Source organism: Micromonospora deserti, from assembly GCF_003236335.1.
Lineage (GTDB): Bacteria > Actinomycetota > Actinomycetes > Mycobacteriales > Micromonosporaceae > Micromonospora > Micromonospora deserti.
This window is the reverse complement of the sequence record NZ_POUB01000021.1, coordinates 1-13,087: the sequence shown is the minus strand read 5'-3', so window position 1 is coordinate 13,087 and position 13,087 is coordinate 1. Positions and strand designations below refer to the sequence as shown.

At 68.9% G+C, this 13,087-nt stretch carries 12 protein-coding genes and 2 pseudogenes; 11 read left to right on the top strand and 3 right to left on the bottom strand.

Going from position 1 to position 13,087, the window contains the following annotated elements; genetic code table 11:
• The first annotated feature begins 33 nt into the window (after positions 1-33).
• Together C1I99_RS05680 and C1I99_RS05675 are read left to right on the top strand one after the other, a co-directional pair.
• Positions 34-564: a GNAT family N-acetyltransferase gene (locus C1I99_RS05680; protein ID WP_233512356.1), complete on the top strand. Its 531-nt coding sequence runs from the start codon at positions 34-36 to the stop codon at positions 562-564.
• Positions 565-767: 203 nt separating this feature from the next.
• Positions 768-1,302: pseudogene (locus tag C1I99_RS05675) on the top strand (transposase family protein); the annotation flags it as partial.
• 83 nt (positions 1,303-1,385) lie between these two features.
• On the opposite strand, the gene C1I99_RS05670 reads toward C1I99_RS05675, so the two are convergent.
• Together C1I99_RS05670 and C1I99_RS05665 are read right to left on the bottom strand one after the other, a co-directional pair.
• The gene (locus tag C1I99_RS05670; protein ID WP_199561991.1) at positions 1,386-2,747 is read right to left on the bottom strand and encodes a HAMP domain-containing sensor histidine kinase; all 1,362 of its coding nucleotides are present in this window, start codon (positions 2,745-2,747) and stop codon (positions 1,386-1,388) included.
• A complete protein-coding gene (locus C1I99_RS05665; protein WP_267897478.1) occupies positions 2,744-3,460 on the bottom strand; it encodes a response regulator transcription factor in 717 nt (238 codons plus the stop codon). Before C1I99_RS05665 ends, C1I99_RS05670 begins: the two co-directional genes overlap by 4 nt.
• Positions 3,461-3,861: 401 nt before the next feature.
• Here C1I99_RS05665 and C1I99_RS05660 point away from each other — a divergent pair, with 401 nt between their 5' ends.
• The 6 genes and pseudogenes from C1I99_RS05660 (at position 3,862) to C1I99_RS34540 (ending at position 8,909) form a co-directional block, all read left to right on the top strand.
• Complete coding sequence (locus C1I99_RS05660; RefSeq protein ID WP_111133128.1) at positions 3,862-5,106, top strand: pectate lyase; 1,245 nt, start codon at positions 3,862-3,864, stop codon at positions 5,104-5,106.
• A gap of 372 nt (positions 5,107-5,478) precedes the next feature.
• Positions 5,479-5,715, top strand: coding sequence for a Rossmann-fold NAD(P)-binding domain-containing protein (locus C1I99_RS33790; protein ID WP_233512350.1), 237 nt, complete (start codon positions 5,479-5,481; stop codon positions 5,713-5,715).
• Positions 5,716-5,976: 261 nt separating this feature from the next.
• Positions 5,977-7,065: a hypothetical protein gene (locus C1I99_RS05650; protein ID WP_146603900.1), complete on the top strand. Its 1,089-nt coding sequence runs from the start codon at positions 5,977-5,979 to the stop codon at positions 7,063-7,065.
• Between the two features lie 360 nt (positions 7,066-7,425).
• Positions 7,426-8,094 carry a hypothetical protein gene (locus C1I99_RS05645; protein WP_111133125.1) on the top strand — a complete coding sequence of 223 codons (669 nt, stop codon included), beginning with the start codon at positions 7,426-7,428 and terminating at the stop codon, positions 8,092-8,094.
• Positions 8,095-8,215: 121 nt separating this feature from the next.
• Positions 8,216-8,584: pseudogene (locus C1I99_RS34545) on the top strand (TetR/AcrR family transcriptional regulator); the annotation flags it as partial.
• A gap of 79 nt (positions 8,585-8,663) precedes the next feature.
• Positions 8,664-8,909, top strand: coding sequence for a TetR/AcrR family transcriptional regulator C-terminal domain-containing protein (locus tag C1I99_RS34540; protein WP_267897477.1), 246 nt, complete (start codon positions 8,664-8,666; stop codon positions 8,907-8,909).
• A 321-nt stretch (positions 8,910-9,230) separates the two neighbouring features.
• Here the strand turns inward: C1I99_RS34540 and C1I99_RS05635 are convergent, their stop codons facing one another.
• A complete protein-coding gene (locus C1I99_RS05635; protein ID WP_111133123.1) occupies positions 9,231-10,442 on the bottom strand; it encodes an FAD-dependent oxidoreductase in 1,212 nt (403 codons plus the stop codon).
• A 92-nt stretch (positions 10,443-10,534) separates the two neighbouring features.
• Between C1I99_RS05635 and C1I99_RS05630 the strand changes: the two genes are divergently transcribed.
• From C1I99_RS05630 to C1I99_RS05620, 3 genes are all read left to right on the top strand, one after another.
• On the top strand, positions 10,535-11,161 hold the full coding sequence (locus tag C1I99_RS05630; protein ID WP_146603899.1) for a TetR/AcrR family transcriptional regulator: 627 nt from the start codon (positions 10,535-10,537) through the stop codon (positions 11,159-11,161).
• A 256-nt stretch (positions 11,162-11,417) separates the two neighbouring features.
• Positions 11,418-11,828, top strand: coding sequence for an SCP2 sterol-binding domain-containing protein (locus C1I99_RS05625; RefSeq protein WP_146603898.1), 411 nt, complete (start codon positions 11,418-11,420; stop codon positions 11,826-11,828).
• On the top strand, positions 11,825-13,087 hold a 1,263-nt coding region (locus C1I99_RS05620), incomplete at its 3' end, for an amylo-alpha-1,6-glucosidase (RefSeq protein WP_325049194.1). The genes C1I99_RS05625 and C1I99_RS05620, both read left to right, overlap by 4 nt.

Sequence of the window (13,087 nt, the reverse complement as noted above, 5' to 3'; positions counted from 1 at the left end):
CCCTGATTTTGAAAAGGAGCACTCGTGGTGGCAATGACCTGGCACGACAAGAGGGTCAACTTTCGAATCGCCCAACCAGATCAGGCAGCCGAGGTTCTCGGCGTGCTCGACGAGGCGGCGGCCTGGCTCGCACAGCGGAGCATCCACCAGTGGCCGGCGCGGTTCGAGTCATCCTGGATCGAAGACGCCTTGCAGCGAGGAGAAACGTGGCTCGTCGAGGTCGACAACACGGTCACCGGAACCTTTACGCTGGACTGGGCAGACCCCCTCTGGAACGACGTCGCCGGCAACGCCGGATACCTACATCGCGTGGCCATCCGCCGGCGTACATCCGGCCTCGGCGCCGTCATCCTCAGCTGGGCGAAAGGCACCGTACACCAGCACGCTCGGCACGCCCTTCGGCTGGATTGTGTGACCGCCAACCCTCGGCTACGCGCCTACTACGAAGCAGCTGGATTCGTGCACCGAGGTGACGTACTCGTTGCTGGCGCCGCTCCTGGCCAACGCCAGACCCACGGCCAGACCACCCTGGTCAGCCGCTACGAGCTACGCCTGAACTGCTGAACCCAAATATCCGGCCATCCCTCTCGTGAATCCGCCCGCGTTAGCCGAGCACCCTATCGCCGCTGTCATGCTTCACAGGGAGCCTTTCCAAGCTGATCTTGCAGTTCCTGGCCGGTGCAGGCAGCCCGGACATCGATGAAAGCGAGGCTCCATTTAAGACGGCAGTCGACCAAGATCCGATGCCCCAACCGGGAGCCTCGCCTGTGCTGTCTCACCCCTCCACGATCCCGCTGTCCAGCCGGACCCTGAACCACCTGGCCCCGCATCCGCCAGCACCGCCCAGCGCCGGTACCGATGGCGGCGTCTCACGCCGGGCCGACAGGCGCTGCTCGCCCTGGCCCACCTGCCCAACGGCGACACCTACACCCGGCTCGCTGCCGGGTTCGAGATCGGAGTCGCCACCGCCTGGCGGTACGTGCGGGAAGCGATGGCCCTGCTCGCCGCAGCCGCCGAGGAGCTGGCCACGGCGATGCAGCGCATCCGACTGGCGTACGCGATCCTGACGGCACGCTGATTCCGATCGACCGGATCGCCGACCAGAAGCCGTACTACTCCGGTAAGCACAAGCGGCACGGCGTGAATGTGCAGGTCATCGCCGACGCCGCCGGTCGGCTCGTGTGGGCGTCACCGGCCCTGCCGGGCTCGGCACATGATCTGTCGGCCGCCCGGGCCCACGGCATCATCGACGCTTTGACCAGCACGCACGTGATGACTTTCGCCGACAAGGGATACCAGGGCGAGACCAGCCGCTACGCAGGATAAAAAGAACTCAATGATCACGATCTACGGTTGGGGTACCAACCGTCACGCCGAGAGACGAGTCAGGCGGCGCGCAGCGCGATACGCACCGCCACGCCGCCCGATGGAGCCTCGTCGAGGGCGACCGTCCCACCGATGTCCAGCACGAGCTGCTTCACGATCGCCAGCCCGAGGCCAAAGCCCGACCGTCCTTGGCCTGCCGGCCCGCGCCAGAACCGGTCGAACGCCCGTTCCCGTTCGGCAGTTGACATCCCAGGACCTTCGTCCAGCACCGTGGTCACGACCATGCCCTCCCGCCGGCGGATGGACACCGTCACGACGCCTCCGTTCGGGGAGAAGTCCAGCGCGTTGGAGAGCACGTTGTCCAGCACCTGCTCCAGGTGGCCGGGCGTGGCGAGTGCGAAGGTGTCCGACGCCGGGGCGTCCAGGCGTAGCTCGACGGCGCGGTCGTCGGCGACCGCACGCCAGATCTCGAACCGTTCGGCCACCACCCGGTTGACCGGCACCCGCGCCACCGCGGCCACCTGGGCCTGCGCCTTTGCCAGCGCCAGCAGGCCGTTGACGAGGCGCGTCATGCGGACCACCTCGGCCGTGGCCCGCTCGACGTCCTCGCGCACCGCGACGTCGTCGATCCCGTCCGCGATGTTGTCCAACGCGAGCCGCAGCGCGGTCAATGGCGTACGAAGCTGGTGCGACGCGTCGGCGACGAATGCTCGTTGCGAGCGGATCAGCACGTCGATCGTCTCTGTGGCGTTGTTGAGCGTACGAGCCAACGTCCGTATCTCGGCGGGCCCGGACTCCTTGGCGCGCGCGGTCAGATCGCCGTCACGGAGCACGCTCGCCATCTCGTTCAGCTCCCGAAGCGGCCTGGTCAGGCGCCGGGCGAGCAGGCTGCCGAGCATCGCTGCCACGATCAGCACCCCCACGGCCAGGGCCACGCGGAACAGCCAAATCTGGCGGATCCGCGTGTCGACCGGTGCTGCGGGATAGCTGATCCGTACCGCTCCCACCACCTCGCCGTTCTCGGCTTGCGCCGGCACGGCGAGCACCAGGCCTTCGGCGGCCAGTGCCGAGGCATCGCCCCAGCGCTGCCACTCCCGACCGGCCAACGCGGCGGAGAAGGCCGCGTCGTCGCTGGCGACCGGCATCGGCAGCGAGCCCGCCGGGCGTCCCCCGGCCAGCAGCACATCCATCCGCCCGGGTGTCTCCCGTTCGAAGGCGTCGACCAAGCTGGTCAACGCCCTTCGCGACGAATCGTCATCCACGGCAAGCAGCCGGGCGGCCGTCTCCGCCTCCCGGCGCACCGCGCTCTCGGTGTCGCCCCGCAACTGGCCGGACAGCGTGACGGCCACCGGGATCGTGAAGCCGCCGATGGCGAGCGCGACCAGCAGAACATAAGTCGCAACGAGCTGACGGACAATCATCTCGTGGTCAGCCGGTAGCCCACGCCACGTACGGTCTCAATGGCAACGACATCACCGAGCTTGCGGCGTAGTGCGGCGACGTGCACATCGAGCGTCTTGGTGGAACCGAACCAGTTCGCGTCCCACACCGCCTCCATAATCTGTTCCCGGGTGAACAGGGCGCCGGGCTCCTCGGACAACAGAGCGAGCAGGTCGTACTCCTTCGGAGCGAGCGAAACCTCGACACCGTCGAGCATTACCCGGCGGCCACGACGGTCGATCACCAGGCGCTGGGAGAGGGCAACCTGCTCGGCCGAACCTCCGGCCGCATCGGCGTTCACCGTTCCGACGCGGCGCAGCACCGCCCGCATCCGGGCGACCACCTCGCGGATGCCGAACGGCTTTGACACGTAGTCGTCGGCGCCGATCTCGAGCCCGACCACACGGTCGACCTCCTCGGAGCGGGCGCTGATGACGATGATCGGTACGTCACTGCGAGAGCGAAGGTGGCGACAGACGTCGAGGCCGTCCGTGTCCGGCAAACCGAGGTCGAGCAGGACGAGGTCTTGTCCGGGTGCCGCCAACGCCTCGCGACCGGTGCGCACCCAGTCCACCTCGAATCCGTACCGCGCCAGCCCGCGCTTCAGCGACTCCGCAACCGAGTCGTCATCCTCCACCAGCAGCACGCGCATCGCACCATCATTCCACGCGGCCCGGTTAGCGATCACGATCATGTACACCCCACGCGGTTACCCGAGACATACGTGGAGCCAATACTGCAAGCCGATGTCGTTACGTTCGGTGACCGATTGACACCTTTCCAGGATCGGCGAACCGAAGACCTTCACCAAGCAATGATCGGACCGGGTGTCGTCGGGAGCGTGGTGGTGTGTCTGCAACAAACCTGCAAACCCCATCCCTTGAAGTCCGGAAATCGCTTTTCATACCCTGGGGTTTCGTCGATGTTTCGTTTCCTTGACCGGGCCAAGGAACGCGGAACACGAGGCTATCTGCGGCGTTCGGGAAGCAGGGCAGCACCTGCGCCGTGGTCATCTCCGACAAGCGCCTTTCCTGCGCTCGACGCCGCGCCGATATCAAGGTCCGGTGCGGCAACCCCACGAAAGGGCACTCCGCAATGAAGCATCCGACCCGAACTCGACGGCGCTGGCGCGCCGCGGTCCTGGCTACCGTCACGCTGACCGCAGCGGGCGTCCTCACCGCGATCGGCGCTACTGGCGCCTCGGCGGCCACGATCGACACGAACGCCTGGTACCAGCTCGTCTCGCGGCACAGCGGCAAGGCCATCGACGTGTGCGGCCAATCCACCGCCGACCGGGCGTGTATCCAGCAATGGGATCGCGCCAACCAGGCCAACCAGCAGTTCCAGTTCGTCTCCTCCGGCAGCGGCTACTACCGGCTCAAGGCCCGCCACTCCGGCAAGGTCATCGACGTCCTCGACTGGTCCACCGCCGACGGCGCCTCCCTCATCCAATGGCCCGACACCAACGGCGCCAACCAGCAATGGCGGGTGATCGACACCGACAGCGGCTACGTCAAACTGATCAACCGGCACAGCGGCAAGGCGATGGACGTGTGGGAGTGGTCCACCGGGAACGGCGGCCGCATCTCCCAGTACACCGACACCAGCGGCCGGAACCAGCAGTGGCAGCTGAACAAGGTCGACGGCGGCGGCAGCCCGACCACACCACCCCCGTCGGGTGGTTGGCCGACGCCGACCGGCCAGGCCTCGGTCGACGGCACCGTCCGGGTCGACAGTGGCGAGGTCCGCGACGGCGGGATGCGCCGCTACTGCTGCATCGGTGACGGCAGTCAGGAGGAGAGCCAGGACCCGATGTTCGTGCTGGAGGACGGCGCAACCCTGCAGAACGTCATCATCGGCGCCCCCGCCGGTGACGGCATCCACTGCGAGGGTGACTGCACGATCCGCAACGTCTGGTGGGAGGACGTGGGCGAGGACGCCGCCACCTTCCGCGGCGGCTCGAACTACTACGTCATCGGCGGCGGCGCGCGCCGCGCCTCCGACAAGGTGTTCCAGCACAACGGCAGCGGCACGGTGCACATCTCCGGCTTCTACGCCGAGGACATCGGCAAGCTCTACCGGGCCTGCGGCAACTGCTCGACGTCGCACCAGCGCCACACGGTGATAGACAACGTGACGGTCCGCAACGCGGACGCGGTCGCCGGTATCAACGTCAACTGGGGCGACACCGCCCGCTTCACCCGGATCACCATCTACGGCGACGCCGACGTGTGCCAGAAGTGGGAGGGCGCACCGAAGGGCGAGGAGCCCACGCTCATCGGCACCGGCGCCGACGGCGTCCATTGCATCTACCGCGAATCGGACATCACCCGTCGCTGACCCGTACCCACCGGCGGTGGGGCGGCCGGTAGCCCGCGGACGCCCCACCGCCCCGGCGGCGCGGCCGGCCGGGAGGGCGGGGCGCTTCGCTGTGTCTGGGGTCAGTCGGTTACGCAGGCAGCGACGTGGCGGCTCAACCGGTCGGCCACCGGGACGATCGGGCCCGCTACTCTCGGGCGACGTCGATGCGAGCGGAGCCACGGGTAACGTGGGACGGCCGCTCGTACGGACGCTCGTCACGGCCGGCGAACAGGTGACGGCGGTGTCGCGAGGGATCTCAGCGCTGGACGTGCCAGCGGGGGTACGGCACGAGCAGGCCGACCTGGCCGAACCGGTAAGCCTCGCGCCCGCGCTCGACCTCGGCAGCAGGCGATGGCGATCGCCGACGCGCTGGGGGAGCCGGTGCGGTTCGTCGAGCAGAGCCGCGCGGAGGCTCGGGCACAGATGCTGCGGTTCATGCCTGAGCCGGTCGTGGAGACCACCCTTGACATCCTGGGCACGCCGAAGCCCGCTGAACAGCGGGTGAGCCCCGACGTCGAGCGAATCCTCGGCCGCCCGCCCCGCACCTTCGCCGACTGGGTGGCGCACAACTCCGCAGCGTTCGGATAACCCGCCCGGAGACGATCCCCGCACCGGTGCCTGCCCTCGGCCACCGCCTTCCCGGCCGAGGCGGCACCTTGCCACCTGACGGCTGCCCGGCCGCAATCCAGAGCAGGTGCCGGTTAGTTTGCGTCGAGGGCGAGTCCGACGATCTGGGCGAGGGGGGTCGGTGCCGTCGAGGGGTCCGCTGGTGATCGTGGCCAGCGGACGACGCGGGGACTGGTCGCGGGCAAGGCGCATCCGTCGCTGCGCGGATGGCGGCAGTCCGGTGTGTCGGAGAGTGGCCGACTGACCGCGTTAGGCACAATCGACGATTGTTGCTGGGCGATTGGGGACGAGCCGGGAGGTGTGATGCGGCGTCGCGGCCGACGGCTCGCTCGGGCGGCGCTGCACGGGATGCTCCTGTTCGGTGGCGTCATCGCCACCTGGAGCGCCTACGACGCGATCACGGACGAGCCGGCCTACGCCGCCGATGAGCCCCACCCGGGCATCGTCGGCAATCTGCTCGGCGGTGCCGAGGCGGCGGCCGAGGGTGTCCTGTCGCTCCCGCCAGCCACGCGCGGTGGCTCGGCGACGCTTGACCGCCGCCCAACTGGACTGGACGTGGTGCGCGAGCCGGCGTCCGTGACGGCGGGGACAGCCGGAGCCCGGGTGCTGGCCTGCGCGGAGCGGGATCCGGCGGTGCAGGTCCAGCGCGGTGATCTGCCGGCGGTGGTGGCGCCGGTGCGTCGCGGGGCGGAGCGGGCGGCGGGCGCGGATGGATCGACAGCCGTCGAGGCCGACCCGCCGGTTACCCGTCCGGTCGCCGGCGCTACGGCACCGCTGGTGCAGGGGATCGCCGGGACGGAGCTCCTCGACTCCGTCGACTCCGTTGTCGGGCCGGTGGCCCAGCCGATCGTTGAGACACTCGCCCCGGTCCTCGCCCCGTTGACCGGGGTGACCCGGCCGATCCTCGGCCAACCGGCGAGCGCGCTGGATCCGCCCTGCGATCCGGTCGAACCGCAGCCCGAGCACTGCCTCCGGATGCATGCCGTGGCCCCGACGCACCCGATCGCCGTACCGCCCGGGCGGTGTTGGAAGGTGGCTGTGGAGCGGTGCAGGGGCGGCGAGTCGGCCACAGGTGCTGCCGCTGACGCGAGTCGTGGCGCCGGGCGCATCGGTGGGACCGGCACTGGCGGCCTGACGCCGACCTCGCCCGGCAGCGCGACTAGTTCCGCCTCCTCAGGCGCCGGCACGGCGGCGGCGGTCGAGGTTTCTGGGCATCCATGGACGCCGGACCTGGTATCCGAGCCTTGCGCCTCCTCCGCGTGTGAGACCTTCAGAAGGCGCTCGCCCCAGCCCGATACCAGACCTGCCTGACCGTCACCTCGTCGTCGGCTGGTGGGTGGCTACGGCTGATTCAGCAGCCCAGCCCGGCAGGAAGCGAGGTGTGGCCGCGGCGTCGCCGCACCGGCCACATGAGCGGGAATGCGTGGTGGCTCCGGCTGCGGTGAACCACGGCGCATCACCCGCCTCACACGCCTTCGTGGTGGTGCCACCGGGCCGTGACCTAGGGACCCTGCACGCCCGATCAGCCGGCACATTCGCCGACGTCGATTAGCGATGACGGCGCACACCGCCTGTCCGCTCCACAGCGGGCGACCTCACCTGACCACACACCCGCCCCGAGAGGACGGCTACGCCGCCCCGGGGCAACCACGCCTAACACCGGAGGTATCCATGACAGCCATTCCCCCCATCGTCCGCGCCCGCTGGTGCGACAGCGGCCATATCGCAACCCTCGTCGCCGGCTCCCTGCACACCTCCGCGATCGGCGTCTGGCTCGTGCCCGACGACGACCAGCGGTGCAACGTGCTCACTGCCGTCTCTCGCATCTGGGTCGAACATGCACTTCTCTTCGGCGAGGTCTTTCTCCTCGCCGACCGCTCGGCCGCCGCCGTCTGGTTCCACCGCTACCGTCCCATCCCGCCGCCGGCGAGCTACCGCCAACGGCTCGCCGCTGCCTGCGGTGACCACCTGGACCGCTTTCGTTGCCTCGACCGCACCCTCAACGCGCACCGCCTGGTCGATGCCCACAACCACCTGGCATTTCTCGCGGTCCAGCCGGCCGCCTGGCGCGCCGCCCGCGCCTCCGCCCTGCTCGCCCGCTGCCTCGTGCGGATGGATCGTCTTGCGCTTCCCGCCTACGCGGAGGCCACGACCGGCGCCGAGGCTGCCCTCTACACCCGGCACGGCTACACCGCCCGCGATCCCTTCGCGCTCCCGGACGGCACCCTCGTCCACCCACTGTGGCGCCGGCCGGCAGGGCAGCGCGCTGCCCCGGCACTGCGATCGTCCAACAGCCGGCCAGGGTGGCCACGGGGCAAGACGCGACTAACGGCACCATGAGGATCCAGGCTCACCCACCTCCGCCGGGTTGCCTCGCGCTGTCCGACGCGCATCGCGAGTACTCCACGGCCGGTGCGGTAGGTGCCGTGGGTCGTCGAGGTCGGCGCAGACCGGAGCGCGCATGACGATCGAGTTTCTGTGGGGCCCCCGCCCCCAGCCGACCCGCGGTCCCAAGCCGGCGCTGAGCCTGGAACGCATCGTCGCCACCGCGATCGAGCTCGCCGATGCCGAAGGGCTGGCCGCGGTCTCCATGCAGCGAGTCGCCGCCGACCTCGGCTTCACCAAGATGTCGCTCTACCGCTACCTGCCCGGCAAGACCGAACTCGTGGCGCTGATGGTCGAACAGGCCATCGACGAACCCCCGGCGCTGACGACGAACGACTCGCGGGCCGGGCTGAAGCAGTGGTCACGCCACATACTGACCCGATTCGTACGCCACCCCTGGGCGTTGGAGGCCACCGTGGGCCCACGCCCGCTGGGCCCGAACGAACTTGGCTGGATGGAGCACGCCCTGGCGTTGCTGACCGAGACTGGCCTGACCGGCAGCGAGCGTTCTCGACACCGTCGCCGTGCTCGCCGGGCACGTACGCACCCTCGCCCAGCAGGCCGCAGCAAGCCAGAAGCCCGAGCACCATCTCGCCGCCACCATCGCCGAGGCGCTACGCCACCACAGCGACCGCTTCCCAGCCCTGTCCGCAACCATGGCCTCCGCAGCCACCGACGGCGCCCAGGACCAGGCGTTCGAGTTCGGGCTGGACCGCATCCTCGACGGCCTCGACATGCTGATAGCGCACCGGCGCCAACGCCCCGCATAAACGTGGCCCCAGCAACACCTGGCACGATCCGCCGTCCAAGTGGCGAACTCCCGGCTGGCCTTCGGACCGAAGGGAGATGGGAAGGCGAAGCGGCAAGGGCGGCCTGTTGCTGGCCGAGCTCGGGTCGGCGTCCGGCCCAGGGCGCCCGGCGCCCGCGCCCGTCTGAGATGAGTCGGGGCAGGTCCGGCTTGTCGCCGGCTCGTGCGGCCGCCGGCCGGGCGAAGATCGCCACCAGGCCGGCGCGCGTCCGCCACCAAGACAGGATCTGGACGATGCCGAACGCCATCTCGATGACGAAGAACAGCCACAGCAGCCCATGTTCTAGCGGGCAGCCGGTGAGGTAGCGGGTTGGGTTCGTAGCAGGCGGGTGATGGGCCGCAGTGCCGTGGTCAGGCTGACGTGCCGGCTGACCGTGTCGCGGACGGCGGCTAGGGACCGGCTGCGGCTGAACATGAGGCGGGCCAGGGTGCGTGAGTTGTTCTGGGCGGCCAGCACTCGTGGTTTCTGGGCCCTTTCGTAACCGGCCAGCAGATCGGGGACGCGGTCGATCGTTGCGTGCCGCAGGCAGGAGCACAGGACGTGAGCGGATTCGATGGCCATGCCGGCTCCGATGCCCGCGGTAGGCAGGAAGCCGGCGGCGGCGTCGCCGAGTAACACGACTCGGCCGATCGCCCAGGATGCGGCGCGCCGGTCGAAGAGCGGCCAGAAGTAGGCCCGCTGCGTGCTGATCGCCGCGAGGGCCGCTCGCATCCGGTCGTCGAGGCGCGGTACCTGACCACGGATCACGGTGGCGAATCGCGCCGGGCCGGCTTCGGTGTCGCGGCGGTCGCCACCGACGAACACGCCGGTCATACCCCTGACCGGGTAGGTGCCGGCGAAGAACCCGGCTCCCCATAGTTCCTCACCCAGGTCCATGTCGGCATCGGCGTCGGTCCAGGCCACCCAGCCGCCCCACCCGGAGTCGAACCCGGTTACCTGCGACGGCGGCAGCAGCAGGTCGCGGGTGGCCGAGTGCAGACCGTCCGCGGCGATGACCAGATCGAACTCCGTCTCGCGTACCTGCCCGTCGCCGCCGCGCAGGGTCACCTGGACGCAGGACGCTGTCTGTCGCAGGGCGGTCACGGTGGTGGCGTAGGCGACCGGGCCGTCGCCGAGCAGGTCAAGCAGGGCGGCTCGATCGATGCCCCGGTAGTCGCCGTAGCGGCCCATGAGGTCAGCCATGGCGTACTCGCGTAGCGGCCGGCCCCGTCGCCCGATGGCCCGGTAGCGGTCAAGGCCCACGCTGGCCGCCAGATACCGGTCCCGCAGCCCCAGTTCGGCGATGGCCGGGTCGACCAGTGGCATCAGTGCCAGCATGTAGCCGGCCCTGGCGTGCGCGTCGGCGCGTTCGACGACCGCGGCATGTAAGCCCTGCCTGCGCAACAACGCCGCCGCTGAGGCGCCGGCGATGCCGGCCCCGACGATCAGTACGCGGATACGGTCCCGGTCGACCGCCGCCAACGCCTCGTCCAGGTCACCCGTCGTGAACGGCATCCTGCTTCACCTCCACCGTTGGACCGGCCGGTCCAACGGCCACGCTAACACCGTTGGACCACCCGGTCCAACGGTGGTGGTAGCGTGGTCCGGTGAGTGCCACCGGACCCGCGCGGATGCCGCCCGGCCGGCAGCTGCGGCTGGCGCAGATCGCTGCGGCAGAATTCGCCACTTACGGCTACGAACGAGCGTCGCTCAACCGGATCATCCGCGCGGCGGGGATGAGCAAGAGCTCGTTCTACCACTTCGTCGGCTCCAAGCACGCCCTGTTCGACCAGGTCATCGTCCAGGGAGGTCGGGCGCTGATCGAGGCGCTGAACGTTCCGCGCCCGGCAGCGTTGCGCGAGCAGTTCTGGCCGCAGGTGACAGCCCTGATCGGGCGGCTCGCCGCCCTGGACGGCAGCCAGCAGTGGCTGGCCGACGTTGGCCGCATGTTCCACCTTCCGGACGCCCCCCGGACCCCGGGCAGCGCCCTCCATACGGCGTGGACCCGGATCGACGCCTGGATCCAGCAGGCCGTCACGATCGGCCGCCAGGTCCGCGCGATCGGCAACGACCTACCGGGGGATTTGCAAGCCGAGCTGGCGCTGACCGTGCTCGGGGTGATGGATCGCTGGTCGCTGCGGCAGGCCAGCGATCTCACTGTCCGGCAGCGCCAGGAGTTGGGGCGGGCTGAACTCGACGCGGTGCGCCGACTACTCGGCGGCGGCCGAGAGTAGTGCTATCGGAGGGCGTTGCGTGCCCGCTCACCCCAGGACAGGCCCGGCCGTACGGCGGAGCCGGATGTCGTCGATGCGCAACGCGTGGTTGAGCGCTCTGGCGGTGAGGTCGGGCCCGCGCACAGACGGTAGGACGAACCGGGCCTCACTTGTCGCCAGCGGCCGGCTCAGAGGGTGCCGTACGTGTGACCGGCCACCGTCATTCATGCTTTTCGGGTGAGGTCCGATCATCATCGGCGCTCCTATTCTCCGGGTGATGGACGGGGGATGGGAGGTGGCGATGGCGCATGTGATTGATGAGTTCCTTGAGCGGCTTGGCCGGGGCGAAATTCCGACGGCCGAGTTTCTGCCGCCAGCGGTACGCGGCACCGTCCGTCTCGACGTTGAGAGCGACAAGCGGACCGACCAGTGGTTTGTCACGATGCAGAAGGGGAAGGCGCGCGTGGCGCGCGCAGGCAAGGAGCCGGAGGCGGTGATGCGGGGTAGCCGGCCGGCGTTCGACCGGCTGGCCAGCGGTGAGGAAACCTTCGTGTCGTTGCTGTTCCGGAACGACATCATCGTCGAGGGGAACATACAGTTGGTGGACAGGTTCTCACGCCTCTTCCCCAGCCCCAGATCCGCGCACCATCCTCGCGAGTTCGCGCGTAAGGAGAGGCGGAAGACGTGATCGGGAAGACCGTCAGCATCTTGGACGGCAACACGTTCATCGTCACCGACGAGCGGGGTGATATGAGCCCCTCTCCAGCCTTTCCGACCGGGCTCTTCTACTTCGACACCCGCTTCCTGTCGGTCTGGGCACTCAGCATCAACGGGCAACGGCTCAGTGCGCTGTCCAAGGACGAGGTGCAGTACTTCGAGACCCATTTCTTCCTCGTGCCCGGCGAGCCGACGCACTATGTCGATGCGAAGGTCTCGGTGATCCGGGAGCAGTCGATCTCCGCCGACTTCATCGAACGCCTGACCGTACTCAATCACGACATCAAGCCCGCGCGTTTCACGCTGCGGCTCGACGTGAGCAGCGATTTCGCCGACCTGTTCGAGATCAAGGACGTGCGGCGGAAGAGCGGATCAACGTCGGTCCAGAGGGAAGATGGCCGCCTCCGCCTCTGCTACACGCGAGAGCAGTTCCGCCGAGAGACGATCATTTCCAGTAGCGCGGCGGCGCGTGTCGACGACGGTGGGATGTGTTTCGACATTGTGGTCGAGTCGCGCGGATCGTGGCATGTCGAGCTGCGTGTGCAGCCCATCATCCACGGGGCCCGGGCCGAGACCGGAGGAGGCGTCTGGGGTGCCCACCGGAAACGCCGGCTCAGCCAGCAGCTACGGCGTGATCTGGAGCACTGGCTCAAGCGGGTACCACAGCTGTCCTGCGACTATGAGCCCCTCCAAACGGCGTATGAGCGCAGCATCGTCGATTTGGCTGCCATGCGGTTCACCACACTGTCCGGCGGGATGCCGATACCGACCGCCGGTCTGCCCTGGTTCATGACCATCTTCGGGCGGGACAGCATCTTCATCTGCCTGCAGGCGCTGCCGTTCGCGCCGCAGTTGGCTCCGCCCGTGCTGCGCCTGCTGGCCGCCCTACAGGGCAGTCGACTCAACGACTTCCGCGAGGAGGAGCCGGGGAAGATCCCGCACGAGCTCCGGTATGGAGAGTCCGCCGCGTTTCAGGAGCAGCCGCACAGTCCCTACTACGGGTCGGCGGATGCCACTCCGCTGTTCGTGATCCTGCTGGACGAGTACGAGCGGTGGAGTGGAGACGCCAAACTGGTGCGGTACCTTGAGCACGACGCCCGGGAGGCGTTGGACTGGATCGACGAGTACGGCGACCTGCTCGGCAACGGCTACATCTCCTACTGGCGGCGCAACACCGTCAACGGCCTGGAGAACCAGTGCTGGAAAGACTCCCCGGACTCGATCTCCTAC